We start from the raw sequence: 21,352 nt of genomic DNA on the forward strand, positions 1-21,352 counted from the left end.
CACACGCGGCGAAGCCAAAGACGGCCAACGCGCCGTGCAGGACGTGGGCATGAAGCTGCATGCCGCCAGCGGCAATGTGAACGTGCAGGCGCAAAGCGATGCCTTTACCTTGACGGCATCGCAGGCAGTGGACATTCAATCCACGGCGGCCAGCATCACCATCAGTGCGCCCGAGAAGATCCTGCTCAATGGGGGTGGGGGCTATATCAAGATCGAGGGCGGCAACATCGAGGTGGGGACGAGCGGGAATGCGTCGTTCCTGGCTTCGATGAAGGAGTTGACTTCTGGGAGTTCGGCTTCAGGCGGTGGGCCAACGATGAACAAGGCCAAAGACCTGTTTGATGAGCAGTTTGTCATCAAGGACGAGCTGACGGGCGAGCCCCTTCCTTTCTACAAGTACCGCATCGAGACCGAAGGGGGCAAAGTACTGGCGCGTGGCTACACCGATCAAGCGGGCAACACATCTCGCGTCCACACCGCAAGCGGCATCAAGCTCCGCGTCGTGGCGGAGAACAACTGATAACGAGCCACCGAGAACAAGCAGGGAACCATGACAACAGATAGCGCCGTGCTGGGTACAGGCACAACCAACACCACAAAGGGAACTGTAGCGCCAGCAAAAGCGTCACTGGATGCAGACCTGCTTCTGCTTGATCCCAAGAATGGATCCGTCGTTGTGATCCCCAAGGAGCACGCCAAGGCATTCGTTCAGGAGGCCAACCAGATGGCTGCCATGTGCCATGCCTTGTCTCAGTCACGTGAGAAGCTGTTGAACCTTGAAGAAAAGTTGGCAACCGCACTTGCCCAGCCATTCCCGCCCATCGGCGACATCCAAACGCTGCAAACGCAGGTCAAACAGGCACAAAAAGCTTATGACGAGGCTTATGCAGCCGTCAAAAAGGAGCTGGGGGACAAGGGCTATCTGGCCACAGCGGGCAATGGTAAGGAAATGCTGGAGCTGATCCCGCTGGCTCAACGCAAACAAGGCGGGCAGCCGCAGCCCTGGGCACGAAAGTGGACGTATGTCCGCTCAGACAAAGTCCGTAACCACTGGCGCAGCTACCGATTCAGCAAGCACGAGAGTGGGCAACCTGCGAGCTTTGTGAAGAACGGCAAGATTGACGGCAAGGAATTGAAGAAACAGCTCAGCAAGCTTGAGCCAAAGTTGAAAGCTGAATGGACATTGGGGCACGAAGCCGGATTCTGGTTTCCTGAACTGCAGGCATGGGCCGCGCAGGTCAATCAAAAGTCAGAAGGCGAGCATGTCAGCTTCGAGTACGGCGTGCAGTTGTTTCGCTACTTTGCGGGCTGCGCAGCGAGCACGGAGTGGAACCCCAGAGGCGGCAAGATCGCTGCGAAGCTCAACGGCAAGGCCGAGTTGATGCTCGCCAGCGGCAAGGCCAGATGCGAAGGCTACCTGCCGACCAAAGACGGATGGGTGTGGACCTTGACCGGGCCCAAGTCAGGCAAGGAGTTCCACATTGGGGCGATGCGCTTCTTTGGGGAAGCCAAACTGGAGGGGGCTTGTGGCGCCAGCGCATCCGCCGAACTGGGGCTGGAAGTGAACTACAGCCAATTAACGGGCAAGTCGGGGCTCAAAGGCGCCAAACGCAAACCAGCAATAGCCTCAGGCGCCGGCAACAAGGTCGGTAAGCTGGATCAACTCGGAGCGGAAGCAGGCGCAGGAGGTGATCTGTTTGCAGGCGCCAAGCTAAGCGGCGAACTGACCGGCGCGCTGCAATACAAAAGCCCCGAAGTGACCAATGGCAAAGCCGATGAGTTTGCCTCGATGGCGCAAGTTGGGCCAAAGGTGGAGGTGCAGTTTGGCGCGGGTGCGGCTGCTGCCTTGATGGTGCACTACGACAAGGGCAAGTTCCGCCTCAAAGCCAAGGCCGGCGTTTGCCTGGGGCCTGGGGCCAAGGGCGAGATTGGCATGGAAGTGGATGCCAAGCGGGTTTACACCTTCATGGAGTGGCTGTTCCGCGCCCTGCTCAACGCGAACTTCGAGATGTTGGAAATCGTGACAGCCAAGGGCTATACGTCAGCCATGCAGTTTCAAGCGATGTTGCTGAATGGGATAACGGATGCTTATGACGACATCACAGATGCTTGGGATAAATTCGGCCAAAAGCTGGAGTTGGAAGACCAACGTATCGCCTTGATGCATCGCGTGCTGAACAACCAACCAGAGCTGCGCGTCTGCGTGCCCGAAGCACACGGCATCATGCTCTACCAGTTGACCCGACACGGCACCATGACCAAGCTGCTGCCTCAAAACACCGGCTGGAGTCTGGAGGTGATGGCCGAGCGCAAGAAGGCCGTGATGCGCATTTGCCGCTGGGCGCAATGCAAGCGCCAGTTCGAGAACATGGTGCAGCACATGGGGCCCAACGGCGAGAAGGGCGGGTTCAAAGGCAACTTCAAGGGCTTGCTCCGCTTCATGGAAATCGGCCCCTTCAACAGCGCATTTGACGAAGAGTTGCAAGCACTGTATTTGAGCCTGCCTTACGAACCTCCACGCGGCCACCCGCTGGCACTTAACGACTCAGCGGCGTTCAAGACCTACGCCCGCATGGGCGACTCTTTGCCCTATCTGGCCTTACTGAAGACCAAAGCCTCCCCGTTGGGAGCTTCGCTAGCCTGATTTCAGCGGATCGGATCGAGGCGGTTAACTACGCAACGGAAGCTTTCTCTGGTGAAAGGGAATGGTTCGTCGCCAACAGGCGATATGTAAAGTCCAGGATCCTTGTGATACCGCATCACATGCGGAAACGGCGAGAAGTCTTCATGCGCACTCTTGCCACGCAGCACTTTCTCAGACCCCGTTGCCGGCCCCGTGGGGTTCTTGCTGGTGCCGTGCTGGTAAGCATCGGGCGCGTACCAGTCATTCATCCATTCAAGCCCGTTCCCAACCAAGTCGTAAAGACCCAACGGTGAGGGGGCATAGCGGCCAACTGGATACAGGGCACCACGGCGCCCAAGTAGCTTCTTCTGCTGCTGGAACGTGGGATGAGTCTTCCCCTCCACGATCTGCCCCGTTGTTGTCGGAAACGGCTGCCGATAGCTATTGATGCGATTGCTGGCTGCAAACTCCCACTGCGCCTCGGTAGGCAGATCAAACGGCAAACCCGTCAGCTTGCCCAGCCACAGGCAGTAATTCTTGGCCTGCTGCCAGGCCACTCCTGCAGGTACATCGTCTCCGGTTCTCGCCTGCTGCCAAATACGATGGAAATCGTCATCGCCCTTGGGCGGGTGCGCAGGCAGGGCATTGGCCTGCAAAAACACATCGAAGTCCCCATAGGTGACTTTGTACTGCTGTATCAAGAACGCGTCCAAGTCCACCCACTTCGGCGGCTTGTTGTCCGTGTCGATGGTGAACTGCAGGCCCTCTCCTGGCTTGGCATCGGGGCCTGGGCGCACATCCGTGTCCTTGGCTTGTTGATTCATCAACACACCAAAATCCCCCATCCAAAAGCCCCCCCCGGGAACGTGGCTCAACTGCTTCAGCGTCTTCGTCTTAAGGGCTTCAACTTTGGCTTGAGTCTCCGGTGCCTGTGCCAGTTTTTGCGCCTGCTTTTGTACCCACCATTCGCAACCCGACAGGGACATCGTCACGAGCAATATCGGCATCAATCCGAAAAGCGTGACATCTCGCGCCCGCACGACCGAAGACACACTCGTCTGCATACATTCCCCGTTGAGTTCTTGATATACCAGCGGAAATTGTATGTTCCTGCGAGCTAGCGCCTGAAAGCAAATGTGGCGCTCACACGCAGCGATGTACGACCACATACGCAGCAGCCATGCTGGACTAGATGGCCTTCAACAATCACGCTCGCCTGCATTCGGTGTTGGGCTACCTCAACCCCATGCAGGACGAACAATGCTGGCCGGCGGCTCTGCGCAAGAACGCCGCATGACAACCCGGTCCAAGCACTCCGAAATTCAGGGGCGACCTCACAAACAAAGAGAGCGACAGGCCTACACCCGTCGCTCTCCAAAACCTCGAAGCACAAACGTAACCGCAGCTACTCAGCGCTGAAGCTGCCTGCGCCTCAACACGCCACCCACGACCACCACGCCTGCCAGCACCATCGCGTAGCTCTCAGGCTCAGGCACCGCCGGCGTCAGGTTGATCAGCTTTTCACTGCGGTCACCCGTCAGGGCCTGGATGTGCACGCCAAACTTGAACGCACCACTGTGCACATCAGCCAGGGAAACACCGCTCAAGTCAAAAGCCAGCGCTTCACCGGCATTGATGCCGTTGGTCACGGGGCGCTTGTCAGGCGAAAACTCGAAATCCACGCTCCAACCCATGCTGGCTGGCAGATTGGCGCCACCACCAGTTGTGTAGAGAACGCCCGGCCCCTGTAGTGCAGAGAGTGACACGGTCTGGCCCACGATCGAATCAAAGCTGATGCCCGTGATCACCGAACCATTGGCCGCTCCTGCCGCATTGCGGATGGTCAGCACATTGCCCGTCAGGTCCCAACTGGCCAGGGACGCGCCTTCTGCGGTGCAACCTGCAGCAGTGCTGCCAGGTGCCACCGAGCCCGTCACACACTCAAATCCAAAGGCATGCGCCGTCAAGCTCGTCAAGGCGGCGATGGAGGCCAGTACAGCTTTGGCCAAGGTCTTCTTCGTCATACTGCTCATTGCTTACTCCTCGTTGACTGAACAACATCAACACGATCAGTTTGACGCAGCAGGGTGAATCTGCGCCATGCCCCGAATAAGGGGCGCAGACGACAAAAAGGCCGCTAGCTGCGGCCTTTTTGATTTTGCACAAATGGCAACTCAGTGCGAGCTACGAGCAGGTGGCTGGTAACCGGTGCGTTCGATGTGACGGAAGGTGATGCGACCCTTGGTCAGATCGTACGGGGAGAGTTCGAGAGAAACCTTGTCACCCGCCAGGATGCGGATGTGGTTCTTCTTCATCTTGCCCGACGAGTAGGCCACAAGTTGGTGGCCGTTCTCCAGCGTGACGCGGAAACGGGAATCAGGCAGAACTTCGTCCACCACGCCATTCATTTCGATGAGTTCTTCCTTGGCCATGGCCAACTCCAACAGATTGCTAAGCTTGCTTGAAGACAGACAGAGACGATGCCGTCCTTCCTCACTCCATCAATCTGGGACGATTCCGAGAGGCAAGCACGGTTGTGCACTTAAACGCACGATTTTACCACGCTGCGCGCCATGCCGCCAGCCCCAGCGAGGGACGCCCTCCCCCCAATGAATCAGCAGGGTCAACCAGAACGTCTGTTCATGGCGCTGAACAGGTTGCGCCCCACCTCGGTCAGGCGCAAGCCGCCACCAGCCCACTCCAGCCAGTCCAGCGCCACGTAATCTTCGATCAGATCGTCGCCGATCAGATTGGCCTGGCGCGATTTGAGGCATTCGATCGTGTGCGGCAACATGGTGCGCAGCAGATCGGCTCTGGAGGCCGGAAGAGCGTGGCCTGGTCGAGAAACCGCGTACTCGTCCGAGGGGGAAAGAGGGCTGGGCATGATCAATCGCTCCTTGGCGTCATGCCTCACCGGTGCAGTGGCCCACGCTGGACAACTGTTCGGGTGCGGCACTCCAGCCTACCACCACCAGCGATTCCTCGGGGCCGTTTCTGACGCGGAAACAGGGGGTGTGGCACAGTCACACCAATGACGTTTTTGACGACAACACATCCCGCGCCCGATGCCCCCGGCGCCAGCCAGGACGCGGCCACCATCGGCCTGATCGGGCTGGCTCATGGCACCTCGCACTTCCATCACATGCTGCTGCCGCCGCTGTTTCCCGTTTTCATGCGGGATTTCGGGCTGAGTTACGCCGAGATGGGTTTGCTGGTCAGCCTGTTTTTCGTGATTTCGGGCGTGGGCCAGGCCCTGGCCGGGTTCGTGGTGGACCGCATCGGTGCCCGGCCCGTGCTGTTTGCGGCCTTGGGCTGCTTCGTGGCCTCGGCGTTGGCCGCTGCTTCGGCGCAAGGTTATGGCGGTCTGATGCTGGCATCCGCCTTGGCGGGCCTGGGCAACGCGCCCTTCCATCCGGCAGATTTCACCATCCTGAACAAGCGCGTGTCGATGGCTCGACTCGGCCATGCGTTTTCCATTCATGGCATCAGCGGCAACCTGGGCTGGGCCGCCGCGCCGGTGTTCCTGATCGGCATCCACCACGCCAGTGGCAGCTGGCGCATCGCCTATCTGTGTGCGGCGCTGCTGGGCCTGGGTGTGATCACGCTGCTGGCTGTCAATCGCCAGGCCATCGATGACCACCACCAGGCACACGCACCAAACGCTCAGACGGCACATGCCAGGCAGGAGCACCCTATGGCCTTCCTGAAGCTGCCTTCGGTGTGGTTGTGTTTCTCCTTCTTCTTTTTCAGCACGGCGGCACTGAGCGCCATTCAGGGCTTTGCCAGCCCTGCCCTGAGCAAGCTGTATGACCTGCCGATTTCTGCCACGGCCTTTGTGGTGACGGGCTACATGATCTGCGGCGCCGTGGGCATGGTGCTGGGCGGCTTCCTGGTGGCACGCGTGGTGCGGCTGGAACGCACGATTGCCCTGGCCATGATGTTGGCCGCAGCTTTGCTGGTGCTTGGTGGCATGGGGATGTTGCCTGGCACGATGGCAGCAGCCGTGGTGGCCCTGGCAGGCTTCGGCACGGGCTTGGCTGGCCCCTCGCGCGACATGCTGATCAAGCGCGCCGCGCCACCCGGCGCGACAGGCCGCGTTTACGGCACGGTCTACTCCGGGCTGGATCTGGGCTTTGCACTGGCAGCGCCCATCTTCGGCGCCCTCATGGACAAGGGCTCACCCGAGGCGGTGTTCTACGGCGCCGCGCTGACGCTGGTGATGGGCGTGGTATCGGCTAGCATGGTCGGCCAGGGCATCAGCAAGGCCGCCCGACAGAAGACCCAAGCTACGACCTGAGCCGTATCACCCAGGTCAGTGGGGCTTGCGAGGCTCCTTGAACGCCTCGGGGGTGATCACATTGCCTTCTTTTTCAACGCGGTGACGCACGCGGTTGATCACATCCTGCGCCGCCTGTTTCGCCTCGGCGGCAGAGCGCCGCCTGCTGCGCCAGTGCCAGACGAGCAGACCATGCCGACGCACGCGAGCCCAGATCTGCAGAAAAGCGCGGTCCAGCCGTGCCCGGCGGGCATCGCCCAGGGCCAGGCGCACCAGCATGACCACACAGATGGCGGCCACGAAAATGGAAATCAGCTTGTCTACGCCCATGGCGAAGTGTCCGGCAAACGCAGGTGAGTGAACTGGCTACGATGGTAGCCTCGGGGCCCCCGCTTGTCTCGTCAAAATGGACCCCTATTCAGAGGAGGCACACGCCAATGCACACGTATTCGCCAATTTTCCTGCCCATGGCCATCCTGGCCTTGTGGACCATGAGTGTCCTGCTGCTGGTGCCCTTTGCCCGCTTCAAGGCTGGTCGACAAGGGCAGATCACGGCAGAGGATTTTCGTTATGGTGAATCAGATCGGGTGCCTGATGCGGTTCGCCTGCCCAACCGGAACTTCATGAACCTGCTGGAAGTGCCCGTGCTGTTTTACGTGGCCGGGTTCACCGCTTTCCTGTCCAACAACGTCGACAGCCTGATCATGGGGCTGGCCTGGGCGTTTCTGGCCCTGCGGATCGGGCACTCCATCGTGCACCTGAGCTACAACAACGTGATGCACCGCCTCGCCCTGTTTGCCCTCAGCAATGTGGTGATCTCGGCGATCTGGTGGGTGCTGCTCTATCGGATGCTGACCGCGTAAACACGCCAAGGCATCCAGCAACACTACTTGCGCAGCACCACATTCATGGATGGCGGCACATCGGCTTCGTCCAGGTAGGCCACGGCGCCCGGTGTGCTCTGCACATAGCTGATCACCTCGGCCACGGTGGTGAACTCACGCGGCGGCACGCCTTTGCCAACGTAGCGGCGCACCGTCCAGTAGGCCACATAGGCATCATCCGTCTGCTGCAGGTAGTCCGTCAGGAAGCGCAGTCGCAAAGGCTGCCCCACTCGCAGGTTCACGGGCGTGATGGTCACGCCACCCACTTCGATCACCTTGCCGGTGAAGACGCGCTGCACGGTGGGTTGATCCAGCTTGTGAACATTGGGATGCGCCACGATCACGACGCCGGCCAAGGCGGGCGACAGGGCCAGCACCAGGCTCGACAGACACAGCCATCGCAGCAGACCAGAGAGGTAGTTGTTCAACATGGCGGGCCCCTCAGAATACAAAGCTGTAATTGAGAGACAGCACATTGATGCGCTGACGTCGGACCACGTCCTCACCAGCAGGTGAGTCCACGGTGGCGGATCGGTTGCCGATGCGGGTTCGCGCCCACTCTGCCTTGATCTTGCTTTGCGACGTCAGTGCGTAGGACGTACCCACCGCCACGGTGTCCTGGTCATAGACCATGATGGCGTCGGAGGCGGCGCGCTGAGACATGTTCACCACGTCCGGATAAAACGGGGACTGCGCCCCATTGAGCGCCTCGGCAACACGCACCGACACGCCCATCGACCGCAACTTCGCGTAGCTCACATAGGGTGTGAAGGCACCGACCTTGTGCAACACGGCTACGTAACCGCCCGCCGTGTTGGCGCCGTTCTCCGTGCGCTTCTGGATGTTGCGGGCAAACTCGCTGACGAGTCGCCAATCCGGCGCCAGCTCCATGTCGGCACCCAGGGTCACGACATCGTTGACGATGCTGCTTGTCTTGCTCGCCCCCAGGATGTTGTAGGCATAAAGACCACCACCCAGATCACCGTAGTTGTAGTGACTGGGGAAGTCCTGCCCATCCCGTCGCCGGGTCACCGTGTGATGCAAGCCCAGCCGCCAGGTGGAGGCGTCCTTCCTCAAGGTCAGCACACTGCCCGTGATCGTGGTGCTCACCGGCATGAAGACAGGACCCAGGTCACGGGTATGGGCGCGCGCAGAGATGTCGGCCTCCCCGTGGAACACATCCAGGGTGACATCACCCACATCAGGCAACCAGCTGCGTGAAACCGAGAGCCCCTTGAAGTCATTGGATGGCGACAGGCCGTACATCTCGAACGGCAGGCGCGCGAAGTCGTAGGTCTGGCCCACGTCCATGTTCTCGGAGTTGAGGTACATGGGCACGCGTTGCTTGCCCATTCGCACGAGCCAGTCGTTGTCGGGCCGCCAGGACACGAAGGCCCAGGACGCCGTCAAGGACCAGTCTTCGTCGTTGTGCAAAGAGGGTGCCACCTTGGCCTGCACAGTGGCTGACCACTCCGAACTGAGCTTGGCATCCACCTGCGCACCCAGCACGGTGTCGCGTTTGAACGTGCCCTTGTCGTCGATGAAACGCTGATAGTGGTAGGGCTGATCGGAGACGGCATAACCCACGGTGCCGAAGCCCGAGGTGCTGAATTCCACCCCATGCGCTGCCGTCTGCAAGGCCGCAAGGCTCAGGCCACATGACAACCAGGCAAGGGTACGAACGGAGGGAGCAGGCTTCATCGCGGGGTCTTCCTATTCGTCTGACCAAGTGGCGGCAATGCGCACGAACTGGTCCAGCGTGTCATCAAAGGCTTGCACGATCTCGGGATCAAAATGCGTGCCGCAACCTTCATGGATGAAGGCGACCGCACGCTCATGGCTCATGGGCTCCTTGTAAGGGCGCCGGCTGATCAGGGCGTCATACACGTCGGCCACAGCCATCAGACGCGCCGACAGGGGGATCTGATCGCCTGCCAGCTTGTCGGGGTAGCCGCTGCCGTTCCACTTCTCATGGTGATAGCGGGAAATGTCCATGGCATGGTGCAGGAAGCCGTCGTCATCCCCCATGCGACCGGCCGCACGTTTGAGCATTTCCCATCCGTGCATGGCATGTTCTCGCATGATCACCAACTCTTCGTCATTCAAGCGCCCGGGCTTGAGGAGAATGTGATCAGGAATCGCCACTTTGCCGATATCGTGCAGCGGTGCGGACTTGGCGATGTGGTCGATGCTCTCAGGGTTGAGCACATCGAGATGCGCGCCCTGCTCGTGCAAATGCGTGGCCAGCGTGCGGACATATTCCTGCGTGCGCTTGACGTGGTTGCCCGTTTCCTCATCGCGAAATTCGGCAAACGACACCATCACGTGCAAGGTGGCCTCGCGCAGCTGGTCAACCTGGGCCAGGCGTTTTTCCAGTTCGGATTGCAGCCACACGTTCTGGCGCGCCAGTTGATCCTGGTAAGCCTTGATCTGCAAGTGGGTGCGCACGCGAGCCTGCACGATGGCCGGGCTGATGGGCTTTTGGATGAAGTCGGCGGCGCCCACCTCGAAACCACGGGCCTCGTCTTCAGGCTGGCTCATCGCCGTGAGAAACAGCACCGGGATGCGGTGCGTGACCGGGTCGGCCTTGAGCCGACGGCACACTTCGTAGCCATCCATCTCCGGCATCATCACGTCCAGCAGGATCAGATCCGGCAGTCAACGACGGGCCAGCTCCAGCGCCTTGGCACCCGAAGGCGCCAGCTTGACGCGGTACGACTTGTTGAGCAACCCGGCCAGCAGGCTCAGGTTCGCGGGCGCGTCGTCCACCACCAGCACGGTAGGCAACGGCTCCTTGTCAGCGCTCATTGTGGTTTGGCCTCCAGGTCCAATTCATCCAGCAGCCCGAAAGCAGAGTCGAAATCACATCGCGCCAATGCCGCATTCAAGCGGGCCGTGACCACCGCCGGCAACCACGCGGCAAACTCGTTGCGGTGTTGCTGCCAGAGGGCCAGCGCCTCGCTGTCGCACTCGCCAGTCAACTGTTTGAGCCGCTGCGCCAGGTCGATATCGTGCGCGCTGGCTTCATGCGCCTGCATCGGCGCCGGTTCAGCTGACGTAACTTCAATCTCGGTCAAGTAGTTTTGCAGAGTTTTGACCAAGGGCGACATGACCTTGACCAGCTGTGCAACGGCTTGTTGCACAGCGGCCGCATCCTCGGCTTTGGCTTGAACCTCCAATTCACGGGCTACGCCCTGCAAAGGGTCCGACCCAATCGTGCCGCCCAGGCCCTTGAGCGTATGCGCTTCGCGTGCAATGGCGAGCCAGTCCGACTGCTGCATCGCCCCCGGCAGCCATTGCAGGACATGCTCGGCATGGGCCACGAAAGCATTCAGGGTGATGCGATAGAGCGGCACGTCGCCTTCAAAGCGGCTGAGGGCCGTGTCGACGTCCAGCCCTTCAATACGGGGGAAATCGGGCGTCCTGCGCATTCTGGTCGGGTGGGGCTGGGCCATCACCTTGTTGGCCAGGCTGCAGAAGGGAGCCAGGGCGGCATACAAGGCACGAGGGTCCAGCGGCTTGGAGATGTGGTTGACCATGCCCAGGGCCAGGCACCGCTCCCGCTCCTCGGCCATGGCATGTGCTGTCATGGCAATGACCGGCAATTGGCTTAAAGACGTATCGTTACGTATTTCACGCGTGGTTTCATAGCCATCCATCACCGGCATCTGCAAATCCATCAGGACCACGTCATAGGCCCTGCCGCTGCCTTGCCGCAGGCGCTCCAGGGCTTCGACGCCGTTGACAGCCACCTCCACACGGGCACCGCGTCGCGTCAGCAGCTCGATGGCCAGTTGCTGATTGAGCGCGTTGTCTTCCACCACGAGCACGCGCAAACCATCCAGCCGGATCACGTCGTCAGCCGGCGCAACTTGCGGCGTCTGCGATGCACCACCTCCTTTGAGGCGGTGCAACAAGGTACGCAGACCCTCGGGCAGGATAGGCTTGGCCAGGAAGGTGTGAGCACCGCCATGGATGGCCTCGGCACGCAAGTTGTCGGAACCGTAGGCCGACATCACCACCACCATCAGGTCTGGCTGGATGTCGCGCAGGGTCGCCAAGGTTTGCGCGCCGCCCATGCCCGGCATCACCCAGTCCAGCAAGACGAGGTCATAGGCCTGCCCGACATCAATGGCCTGTTGAACTTCACGAATGCCTTCTTCGCCACGGGGCACCACACGCACCAGCCCACCATCCGCCTGTCCTACACCCAGCGCACCCAACAGACCGGACAAGGTCTGGCAGGTCTCCGTCTGGTCATCGATGACGAGAACGCGCATGCGGTCCACCGTCTTGGGCAACACGTTCCGGGTCGACGACTCGGCCAGCTTCAACGGCACCGTGAAGGTGAAGCAGGACCCCGCACCCATCTTGCTGGCCACCACGATGTCGCCGCCCATCAACCTGGCCAGGCGCTTGCTGATGCTCAGGCCCAGGCCCGTTCCACCGTACTTGCGAGTGGTGGAGCCATCGGCCTGCGTGAACTCCTGGAAGAGCCGGTCAACCTGAGCTTCACTCATGCCAATGCCTGTATCACGCACCTCAAAGCGCAGCATCAAGCGCTCGCCCACGCGGCTGATCAAACCCACCGTGACCTTGACGTGCCCGAAGTGGGTGAACTTGACCGCATTGGAGATGAGGTTGGTCAACACCTGCCCCACGCGCAAGGCATCGCCATAGACCGTGCCGGCGTCAGACAACAAACTGGGGTCATCAAAGGCGCACAGCAGTTCGATGTCTTTTTCCTGCGCGCGTTGACGCAACATCGTCAGGGCATTGCCCACCACATCCTCGACGCTGAACGGCGCGGACTCCAGCTCCAGCTTGCCTGCCTCGATCTTGGAGAAGTCCAGAATGTCGTTGATCACGCCCAGCAACATGGTGGAGGCTGACTGCACCTTGTTGAGGTAGTCGCGTTGCTGCTCATCCAGATCCGTCTGCAAAGCCAGGTGGCTCATGCCCAGGATGGCGTTCATGGGCGTGCGGATTTCATGGCTCATATTGGCCAGGAACATGGACTTGGCCCGCGTGGCCGCCTCGGCCTGATCGCGGGCTTCACGCAATTCAAGCTGCACGCGGGCGCGCTGGTTGATGTCATCTTGCACGGCATGCGCCATGGTGTTGAGCGTGATGGCCAGGGTGTCGAGCTCCTCCGCCCAACGCTGGCGCCCACCGGCGCGGGCATCGTAATTGCCGCGCGCCAGTTGTTGCGCCACTTGATCTAGGCGCTGGATGGGCTGAAACAAGCGGCTTTGCAAGCCATAGAGCACCAGCAGCATGGCGGGCAGCAAAGCCAGGTCCACGCCCAGGGTCATGAGGATGTAGTGCTCCAGCTGGCTGGCGGCCTGCACCCGCGCAGCGGCCGTGCGGGCATCGGTGGCCAGGCTGAGGTTGGCCACCGCGCCGGCCAGGTCAGCCGATTGGGCCTCATAGGTGGACGAATGCACCAACTCGCTGGCAAACTTCAGATCAGGCTCGCCATCAGACACATAGGTCTGGTGCACACGGTCGTACAAGCCTTGCGTCGCCGCAAAAGCGATCTGCTCGGTCTTCTTCAGGCGCTCGCTGGCGGCCAGCACCCGTTTGAGCGCGGCCACTTCCTCGCCGCTGACATCCAGCGCCTGCAAGCGGTCCATCAGAGCCACGCCCTTTTGTTGCGTTGGCAGCTTGTGCGGCCGGCGCCCGGCAATCACATCCTCCCAATACAGGCTGCGGTCGTCCACGGCTGGCGGCGCCTTGCTGCCCTCGCGGATGGCCAGCACATCGTAGTAATACAGCAGGTAGCGTGGATCCGCCGTGGCCGTATAGGCACTGACCAGGCGCCGCAGCAAGGCGGTTTCGTGCTGCAGGCCCGAAACCAGCTTCATGGTGTCGGTACGGCGCTGCACCGCCTGCTCTGACGACAGGTAGGACTGCCGGATCAGCATCAGAAAGACGAAGTTGGCCAGCAGGGCGGCCTGCACCATCAGGAAGGCGCCGCGGGAGACGGTCTTGAGCTTCATGCCGGGGTTCCACCCTGATGACGATGCACATCAGGCATGCGCGAACCCTTCGGCAAAAGCAACCGACGCCACAATGCGATCGCGGCCCTCTCGCTTGGCCTGATAAAGATTGCGATCCGCGACCTTGAGCGCCCACCCCGTGTCACCCTCGACAACCTGGGCGATACCGACGCTCTGCGTGACCGTGAAGGTCTGACCGTTGACAACAAACGCATGCTCGCGCAAACGGGCCGAAATTTTCTCCGCCACGTGCTGGGCCCCCGATAAATCTGTTTCTGGCAACAGCAGGACGAATTCTTCCCCGCCATAACGTGCAGCAGTATCCACCTGCTCACGGGTGTGGGAGAGCAGTATCTCCCCCACCTTGGTGAGAACTTCGTCGCCCACGGGGTGCCCCCAGGTGTCGTTGACGCGCTTGAAGTGGTCCACATCGAACAGCACGACCGACAAGGGACGGCTGCTGCGCGCTTGCCGATGAGACTCGCGCTCCAGCCGGGTCATGAATTCACGACGGTTGGCCAGGCCGGTGAGCATATCGGTGCGCACCAGTGTTTCGAGTGCGTGACGATGCCGGACCAACGTAGCGGCCAGAAAGAACAGGATGCCCGACAGCGGCAAGGTAGCGGCCGAGAACACCACCCGCACCCACAAGGCCCACCAGGGATGCAGATCACCGCCCATGTAAACAGGGGTCGACAGCAGAGGAGCGTAAGGCAGCCCCCCCTGTGCCATGCACACCTCGACGATCAGCACTGCCAGCAGACTCAAGGAAAAGGCCCACCGCAACTGGTACAAGGAAAACAAGGCCCGCGCAAACACGAACTGGGCCAGCAAGACCATGGACATGGGGGTGTCCTTGAGCCCATAGGCCAGCGACAGCAGCACCACGCCCAGCATGGCCGGCACGGCGGTCAGTTGCACGAGCAGGGGCATGGCCTCGTCCTCTCGCCGGTGGCGCCAGGCCAGCACGCCCATGCCCATCAACCAGACGATGAACGCACCCTGCGCCCACAGCGACAGGTTCAACAAGGAGGGGCGATACAAGGCACGCACGCTGTCATCGCGTATCCCCACCAACTGCAGCGCGAACATCAGCAGCAAGATGGGCAAGGTGGCCTCAACAAGCACCAAAGCACTGGTGCTGTCCTGCCGGTCCACGATGCGGCTCTCCAGTTGACGCAACCAGCGATCCAGGGACTGCTTCATGCCACCCCCATCGCCGAATCGGCCATGCAGACGCGGTCTCGTCCGGTCGACTTGGCTCGGTACAGGGCATGGTCAGCCAACTGCAGCAACTGCTCGGCTCCCTGCCTTGAGCCTTCCACCACGCCCATGCTGAGCGTGACCTTGAATGTCGCGTCGCCTTCACCGAAGGTCTGCAAGGCGAGTTGTTGCCGCAATCTGGCGCACACGGCCTCGACCTGCTCATGGCGTGTATCGGGCAAGATGAGCGCGAACTCCTCCCCGCCAAGGCGGCAGGCGACATCGGTCGGGCTGCGCACGCAGGCCATCAGCAATTTGCCCAAGGCACGCAACACCTTGTCGCCCATGTCATGGCCGTACTGGTCATTGACTTGCTTGAAGTGGTCGGCATCAATGAGCACCAGGGCCAGCGTCTGGCCCGTGCGCGCCTGCCGCGCGACTTCGTTGTTCAGCACTTCCATGGCACGACGCCGGTTGGCCAGCCCGGTCAATCCGTCCGTATAGGACAGTCGGCGCAACTTGGCGTGCAACAGATCCAGGCGATCGAACAACAACAACAGCAGGCTCAAAAGCACGGCATAGCCCAATACAAACACGAGCTGTCGCCAGAAGGCAAACCACCAGACGGGCTCACGCCCTTGCATGACCTGAGGCGTGAGCGCCGGCGCATAAGGCCACCACTGCGCCACAGAACCCGCGTCGTAGATCGCCATCATGCTCACGCACACCACATAGGAGATCAACATCGGCCGCCGCTCAAACAGCAGCAGGCCGATAGCGAGCACCCCCAGCAAGATCAGATTGGGCGCTGCGGTGAACATGCCCGCCAAGATGGTGACCGTGGTGTAACCCAGACCGATGGACAAACACACCAGCAAGGTGGCCCGAGGAACCGCATCATGTTGATGCCGCCGCGGCCACAGCCAGAGCGCCACACTCACCTCGATGACCGTGGCCAGCACAAACACGCCTTGCAGGAACCACATCACACCCGGGTTGAGCCCAGCCCGGATCTCCGGCATGGCAAGCCCCCATCCATGCACCATGAACTCAATCATGAAAAACGGTACCGACGCGAACACCGCCAGCAACACCCGCCATGCGGGGGTGGAACTGATGATGAAACGCTCGATCAACACGCGCATGGGCAGTACAACTTTCGGGCCAGGACCATGAATTCCGTCACGACACACGACAGACCAGGTCATGAAACCCATCTGGTGCCGGTGTTCAGCATCTCCATATCGGTGTAACCCTAGCTCGATCAGCCATGACAGCCTCGCTTGACCAGGGGCAACGTCCCGGGAATATCGTCCATATCCGCGCGCATCTGAAGGCAAAATGCCCGAGATTCCACACTGTATTCATCATGCAACGGCGGTAAGCTGGACCCCATGAAACTGATCATCCGCTGGCTCTTGCTGGCCTGTGCACTGGTGCTGCTCACGCAGCTGGATCCCGGCATCCAGATCCGCAGCTTTGGCTCAGCCATGTGGGCGGCCTTCGTCATCGGCCTGCTCAACGCCTTCGTGCGCCCCCTGCTCATCTTGTTCACCCTGCCGGTCACGGTGCTGACCATGGGGCTGTTTTTGTTCGTCATCAACGCCCTCACCTTCCAGATGGCCTCGCACATGCTGGACGGGTTTCAGGTTCAGGGCTTCTGGCATGCCCTGCTGGGCTCGGTGCTCTACAGCGTGTGCAGCCTGGTGATCGATGTGGCGCTGGAGCGGCTGATGGGGCCGCGCTTCATGCCGCCGCCGCAGTGACGAATTGCACAAGTTCCGCCAGGGCGACCTCACATGTCTGTTGACGGATCTGGGCGCGATCGCCTTCAAACAAACAACATTGCGAGCGCGTGGGCTGATCCTTGCATGCCCAAGCCAGCCACACCGTGCCCACCGGCTTGTCGGGTGAACCACCTGTGGGCCCGGCAATACCCGTCACGGCCACGGCCACCTGCACGCCGGCGCGCTGCACAGCGCCTTCGGCCATGGCCTTGGCAACGGCTTCGCTGACCGCACCATGCGTCGCGATCAAGGCCGCGTCCACGCCCAGCAGTTCGGTTTTCGCCTGGTTGCTGTAGGTCACGAAGCCCCGATCGAACCATGCGCTGGAGCCCGCTAGTTCCGTGCAGGCTGCGGCGATCAAGCCACCGGTGCAGGATTCGGCCGCGGCCATCAGCCAGCCTCTGGCCAGCAGGCGCTCGGCCAAGGTCTGCACCAGGTTCAGGGTTTGCTGCGTGTCCATGTGCCGCTCACCCCATCAAGGCCGCGCTGACGCCACCTTGTCGCACGGCCACGGCGATCGCCAGGACCACCATCGAGCACAGCGCCGCGATCAGGTCATCGAACATGATGCCCAGGCCCTGCGCCCACCCGATGGATTGACCTGGCTTGAGCTTGAACAACTGATCGGCCCATCCCACCGGGCCCGGTTTGGCCGCATCAAAAAAGCGGAACACGGCAAAGGCCACGAGTTGCCCGCGCCAGTCCACCGGATCGATGATCCACAGCATCAACCAGAAGGCCCAGATCTCATCCCACACGACCGAGCCGGGGTCGGCCACACGCAGGCTGCGCGCGGTGTGCGTACAGGCCCAACAGCCCACAAACCAGCCGATGACCAGGATGCCCGCCCAGATCAGATCGGCGTGCGCACCCGTTCCCAAAGCGGCCTGGATGGCCACAAAGCTCAGCCAGCCCCACAGCGTGCCCACGGTGCCCGGCGCCTTGGGGCTGAGCCCGCTGCCCGCACCAAAGGCGATGAAGTGCGCCGGGTGGCTCAAGAGCAAGCCCACCGTGGCACGACGCGGCGCTTCGTCGCTCATGCGGCCCCCTTGAAGTGATCGAACGAGGTCCAGCGATTGGGCACAGCACTTCGTTCAGGGTCATCAGGCCAGACGTCCAGCTCACCACGCCACAGGCGCAAGCCCGGCTCCGCCTCGATGTGGCCGATGCGGCTGAGCACCAGGCCCAGGCTGGCGCTCAGTTCGATGATGCGGGCGCGCTGCTCGGGCCGGGCGGTGAACACCAGTTCGTAATCATCGCCACCGGCCAGGATGCAATCGAGTTGCTCGTCGGCCGAGCGCTCGGCCAGCCAACTACCAACCGGCAAAGCATCCAGACAAAGGGATGCACCCACCTGGCTGCGTTTGAGGATGTGCGCCAGATCGCCCAACAGGCCATCAGAGACATCGATGGCCGCGCTGGCCAGCCCACGCAAGCCCACGCCCAGCGCCACGCGTGGATCGGGCCGCTCCATGGCCAGGCGCGTAGCCTCGAAAGCCTCACCACTCAAGGCCGGATGCAGGCTGCCGCGAAACGCCTCCAGCGCCAGACGCGCCAGGCCCGGGAAGCCGCTCACCCAGATGTCGTCGCCAGGCCTGGCACCACTGCGCAACAAGGCCTGCCTGGCCGGCACCTCGCCCATCACCGTGATGCCGATGCTCAAGGGGCCGGCGGTGGTGTCCCCACCGATCAGCTCGCAGTTGTGTTCGTCGGCCAGATCCAGCAAGCCCTTGGCAAAGCCGCACAACCAGGCCTCGTCCACACGGGGCAGCGTCAGCGCCAGCGTGAACGCCATGGGTGATGCGCCGCACGCGGCCAGATCCGACAGGTTCACGGCCAAGGCCTTGTGCCCCAGCCTCGCCGGGCTTACCGTGGACAGGAAATGCCGCCCCTCCACCATGGTGTCGGTGGACACCGCCAGTTGCATGCCCGGCGCAGGCGCAATCAACGCGCAATCATCGCCATTGCCCACCACGGCACGACGCGGCCCCTGCCCGGCCTGGCGCCAGAAGAAGTGTTCGATCAGATCAAATTCACCCATGCTCATGCGGTGATTGTCGACCATGTTTGGCGCGAACCTGGGCCAGCTGACACCGGCCAGAAACGGCGTGCGATGCAGGCACTTCTACCTCTTGACCAGCGCTTGCATGTGGATGACCGCACACACCCCTCATGCGAAGTCCGTAAAATCCCTGGACGGGAGCCGATTGTCCGGCCCCTGCTCCTCGGCTGAATACAGCCAACAAAGGGCCACATCGCATGACCACCCCAGAAGAAAAACGCGCCGAGCTGAAAAAAGCCGCGCTTGAGTACCACGAGCACCCGACCCCCGGCAAAGTGGCCATCTCGGCCACCAAACAGCTCACCAACCAGCGCGACCTGGCCCTGGCCTACTCCCCCGGCGTCGCCGCCCCTTGCGAAGAGATCGTCGAGAACCCCGCTGCGGCCTTCAAGTACACCAGCCGAGGCAACCTGGTGGCCGTGATCACCAACGGCACCGCCGTGCTGGGCCTGGGCGACATCGGCCCGCTGGCCGCCAAGCCGGTGATGGAGGGCAAGGCCGTTTTGTTCAAGAAGTTCTCCGACATCGATGTGTTCGACATCGAAATCAACGAGAAGGACCCCGAAAAGCTGGTCGAGATCATCGCCTCGCTGGAACCCACCTTCGGCGGCATCAACCTCGAAGACATCAAGGCCCCCGACTGCTTCTACGTCGAGCGCAAGCTGCGCGAGCGCATGAAGATCCCCGTCTTCCACGATGACCAGCACGGCACCGCCATCGTGGTGGGCGCCGCTCTCATGAACGCGCTCAAGGTGGTCGGCAAGGACATCAAGACCGCCAAGCTGGTGACATCCGGCGCCGGCGCGGCCGCCCTGGCCTGCCTGGGCCTGCTGGTCAAGTTGGGCGTGCCCCGCGAAAACATCTGGGTGACCGACCTGGCCGGCGTGGTCTACGAAGGCCGCGTCGAACTGATGGACCCCGACAAGGCCTTTTTCGCGCAAAAGACCGATCAGCGCAAACTCAGCGAGGTCATCGAAGGCGCCGACATCTTCCTGGGCCTGAGCGCCGGTGGCGTGCTGAAAGCCGACATGGTCGCCAAGATGGCGGCCAAGCCCATCATCTTTGCCCTGGCCAACCCCACGCCCGAGATCCTGCCCGACGAGGTCAAGGCCGTGCGCGACGACGCCATCATGGCCACCGGCCGCTCGGACTTCCCCAACCAGGTCAACAACGTCCTGTGCTTCCCCTACATCTTCCGGGGCGCCCTGGATTCCGGCGCGACCACCATCACCGATGAGATGGAAATCGCGGCGGTGCACGCCATTGCCGAGCTGGCCCAGGCCGAGCAGAACGAAGTGGTGGCAGCCGCCTACTCCGGCGAATCACTGAGCTTCGGCCCCGAATACCTGATCCCCAAGCCTTTCGACCCGCGCCTGATGATCAAGATCGCGCCGGCCGTGGCCAAGGCAGCGGCGGACTCCGGCGTGGCCTCCCGGCCCGTGAAGGACTTCGTTGCGTATGGCGAAAAGCTGCAAAGCTTTGTTTACGCCTCCGGTCACACCATGAAGCCAATCTTCAGTGTGGCCAAGCGCGCCAAGAACAAGCGCATTGCCTACGCCGAAGGTGAAAACGAAGGCGTGCTGCGTGCCGCCCAGATCGTGGTGGACGAAGGCATCGCCCGCCCGATCCTGATCGGCCGCCCGGAAGTGATCGCCCAGCGCATCGAGCGCTTCGGTCTGCGCATCCTGCCGGGCCGCGACGTCGAGGTCGTCAGCGTCGAGAGCGACCCGCGCTACCGCGATTACTGGCAGACCTACCACCGCCTGGGCGAGCGCAAGGGCGTCACCGAGCAGATGGCCAAGATCGAAATGCGCCGCCGCCTGACCCTGATCGGGGCCATGCTGCTGCACAAGGGCGAGGTGGACGGCCTGATCTGCGGCACCTGGGGCTCGACGGCCCTGCACCTGCACTACATCGACCAGGTGATCGGCAAGCGCGCCGGCGTCAAGACCTATGCGGCCATGACCGGCCTGATCCTGCCGGGCCGCACGGTCAACCTGCTCGACACGCACATCAACTACGACCCGACGGCCGAACAGCTCGCCGAGATCACCATCATGGCCGCCGAGGAAATGATGCGATTCGGCCAGCGCCCCAAGGCCGCGCTGCTGTCGCACTCGAATTTCGGATCGAGCAATCAGCCTTCGGCCGTGAAGATGCGCGAAGCCCTGGCCCTGATCCAGGAACGTGCCCCATGGCTGGAAATCGACGGCGAAATGCACGGCGACACGGCGCTCGACGAGCCCTATCGCCAGCAACTGATGCCGCGCAGCACCCTCACCGGCGAAGCCAATCTGCTGGTCTGCCCGAACATCGACGCGGCCAACATCGCCTACAACCTGCTCAAGGTTGCGGCAGGCAACAACATCGCACTGGGCCCCGTGCTGCTGGGCGCCGCCAAGCCGGTGACGATCTTGACGCCTTCCGCCACGGTTCGCCGCATTGTGAACATGACGGCCATGACCGTGGCCGACGCCAACGCGGTTCGCTGATTGCCAGCACCCTTGCCGCCGCT

The 21,352-nt window shown here is 61.9% G+C and carries 21 protein-coding genes; 6 read left to right on the top strand and 15 right to left on the bottom strand.

All coding sequences use genetic code 11. The annotated features are described in order from the left end of the window. Together HY836_RS02740 and HY836_RS02745 are read left to right on the top strand one after the other, a co-directional pair. Positions 1–520, top strand: a 520-nt coding sequence (locus tag HY836_RS02740; protein WP_290673341.1) for a DUF2345 domain-containing protein, incomplete at its 5' end; no start/stop codon positions are given. 30 nt (positions 521–550) lie between these two features. Continuing rightward, entirely contained in the window at positions 551–2,644 is a 2,094-nt protein-coding gene (locus HY836_RS02745; RefSeq protein WP_290673343.1) for a hypothetical protein, read from the top strand. A 2-nt stretch (positions 2,645–2,646) separates the two neighbouring features. Here the strand turns inward: HY836_RS02745 and HY836_RS02750 are convergent, their stop codons facing one another. The 4 genes from HY836_RS02750 to HY836_RS02765 form a co-directional block, all read right to left on the bottom strand. Beyond that, positions 2,647–3,675 (bottom strand): SUMF1/EgtB/PvdO family nonheme iron enzyme, encoded by a 1,029-nt coding sequence (locus tag HY836_RS02750; RefSeq protein WP_290673345.1) that lies wholly within the window; start codon positions 3,673–3,675, stop codon positions 2,647–2,649. Between the two features lie 357 nt (positions 3,676–4,032). Then, positions 4,033–4,656 carry a PEP-CTERM sorting domain-containing protein gene (locus HY836_RS02755; protein WP_290673347.1) on the bottom strand — a complete coding sequence of 208 codons (624 nt, stop codon included), beginning with the start codon at positions 4,654–4,656 and terminating at the stop codon, positions 4,033–4,035. Between the two features lie 141 nt (positions 4,657–4,797). Beyond that, the gene (gene infA, locus HY836_RS02760) at positions 4,798–5,055 is read right to left on the bottom strand and encodes a translation initiation factor IF-1 (RefSeq protein WP_290673349.1); all 258 of its coding nucleotides are present in this window, start codon (positions 5,053–5,055) and stop codon (positions 4,798–4,800) included. Positions 5,056–5,246: 191 nt separating this feature from the next. Then, positions 5,247–5,507 (bottom strand): hypothetical protein, encoded by a 261-nt coding sequence (locus tag HY836_RS02765; protein ID WP_290673351.1) that lies wholly within the window; start codon positions 5,505–5,507, stop codon positions 5,247–5,249. A 147-nt stretch (positions 5,508–5,654) separates the two neighbouring features. Between HY836_RS02765 and HY836_RS02770 the strand changes: the two genes are divergently transcribed. Then, positions 5,655–6,920, top strand: coding sequence for an MFS transporter (locus tag HY836_RS02770; RefSeq protein WP_290673353.1), 1,266 nt, complete (start codon positions 5,655–5,657; stop codon positions 6,918–6,920). 15 nt (positions 6,921–6,935) lie between these two features. On the opposite strand, the gene HY836_RS02775 is transcribed toward HY836_RS02770, so the two are convergent. Beyond that, positions 6,936–7,229, bottom strand: a complete 294-nt coding sequence (locus HY836_RS02775) for a hypothetical protein (RefSeq protein ID WP_290673355.1) — start codon at positions 7,227–7,229, stop codon at positions 6,936–6,938. A gap of 107 nt (positions 7,230–7,336) precedes the next feature. Between HY836_RS02775 and HY836_RS02780 the strand changes: the two genes are divergently transcribed. After that, positions 7,337–7,762, top strand: coding sequence for an MAPEG family protein (locus tag HY836_RS02780; protein WP_290673357.1), 426 nt, complete (start codon positions 7,337–7,339; stop codon positions 7,760–7,762). A 23-nt stretch (positions 7,763–7,785) separates the two neighbouring features. Here the strand turns inward: HY836_RS02780 and HY836_RS02785 are convergent, their stop codons facing one another. Genes HY836_RS02785 through HY836_RS02810 form a run of 7 tightly spaced genes read right to left on the bottom strand, consistent with a single transcriptional unit; the run spans position 7,786 to position 16,133 of the window. Beyond that, entirely contained in the window at positions 7,786–8,214 is a 429-nt protein-coding gene (locus HY836_RS02785) for a hypothetical protein (RefSeq protein WP_290673359.1), read from the bottom strand. A 10-nt stretch (positions 8,215–8,224) separates the two neighbouring features. After that, positions 8,225–9,484, bottom strand: coding sequence for a hypothetical protein (locus tag HY836_RS02790; protein ID WP_290673362.1), 1,260 nt, complete (start codon positions 9,482–9,484; stop codon positions 8,225–8,227). A 12-nt stretch (positions 9,485–9,496) separates the two neighbouring features. Further along, entirely contained in the window at positions 9,497–10,441 is a 945-nt protein-coding gene (locus tag HY836_RS02795; protein ID WP_367114607.1) for an HD-GYP domain-containing protein, read from the bottom strand. Beyond that, positions 10,442–10,591, bottom strand: coding sequence for a hypothetical protein (locus tag HY836_RS18950; RefSeq protein WP_367114606.1), 150 nt, complete (start codon positions 10,589–10,591; stop codon positions 10,442–10,444). After that, on the bottom strand, positions 10,588–13,785 hold the full coding sequence (locus HY836_RS02800) for a response regulator (protein ID WP_290673364.1): 3,198 nt from the start codon (positions 13,783–13,785) through the stop codon (positions 10,588–10,590). The genes HY836_RS18950 and HY836_RS02800 overlap by 4 nt, the downstream gene beginning before the upstream one ends. A gap of 30 nt (positions 13,786–13,815) precedes the next feature. Continuing rightward, on the bottom strand, positions 13,816–14,991 hold the full coding sequence (locus HY836_RS02805; RefSeq protein ID WP_290673366.1) for a diguanylate cyclase: 1,176 nt from the start codon (positions 14,989–14,991) through the stop codon (positions 13,816–13,818). Continuing rightward, positions 14,988–16,133: a diguanylate cyclase gene (locus HY836_RS02810; protein ID WP_290673368.1), complete on the bottom strand. Its 1,146-nt coding sequence runs from the start codon at positions 16,131–16,133 to the stop codon at positions 14,988–14,990. Before HY836_RS02810 ends, HY836_RS02805 begins: the two co-directional genes overlap by 4 nt. 249 nt (positions 16,134–16,382) lie before the next feature. Here HY836_RS02810 and HY836_RS02815 point away from each other — a divergent pair, with 249 nt between their 5' ends. After that, the gene (locus HY836_RS02815) at positions 16,383–16,754 is read left to right on the top strand and encodes a phage holin family protein (RefSeq protein WP_290673370.1); all 372 of its coding nucleotides are present in this window, start codon (positions 16,383–16,385) and stop codon (positions 16,752–16,754) included. Here HY836_RS02815 and HY836_RS02820 read toward each other — a convergent pair. From HY836_RS02820 to thiL, 3 genes are read right to left on the bottom strand one after another with little or no spacing between them, the layout of a single operon-like run. Continuing rightward, entirely contained in the window at positions 16,735–17,235 is a 501-nt protein-coding gene (locus tag HY836_RS02820; protein ID WP_290673372.1) for a CinA family protein, read from the bottom strand. The genes HY836_RS02815 and HY836_RS02820 overlap by 20 nt on opposite strands. Before the next feature lie 7 nt (positions 17,236–17,242). After that, a complete protein-coding gene (locus tag HY836_RS02825; protein ID WP_290673374.1) occupies positions 17,243–17,815 on the bottom strand; it encodes a phosphatidylglycerophosphatase A in 573 nt (190 codons plus the stop codon). Then, the gene (thiL, locus tag HY836_RS02830; RefSeq protein ID WP_290673459.1) at positions 17,812–18,816 is read right to left on the bottom strand and encodes a thiamine-phosphate kinase; all 1,005 of its coding nucleotides are present in this window, start codon (positions 18,814–18,816) and stop codon (positions 17,812–17,814) included. The genes HY836_RS02825 and thiL overlap by 4 nt, the downstream gene beginning before the upstream one ends. 218 nt (positions 18,817–19,034) lie before the next feature. Here thiL and HY836_RS02835 point away from each other — a divergent pair, with 218 nt between their 5' ends. Beyond that, positions 19,035–21,329, top strand: a complete 2,295-nt coding sequence (locus tag HY836_RS02835; RefSeq protein WP_290673376.1) for an NADP-dependent malic enzyme — start codon at positions 19,035–19,037, stop codon at positions 21,327–21,329. Positions 21,330–21,352: the final 23 nt, after the last annotated feature.

This window comes from Aquabacterium sp. (assembly GCF_016234775.1).
GTDB lineage: Bacteria > Pseudomonadota > Gammaproteobacteria > Burkholderiales > Burkholderiaceae_C > Aquabacterium.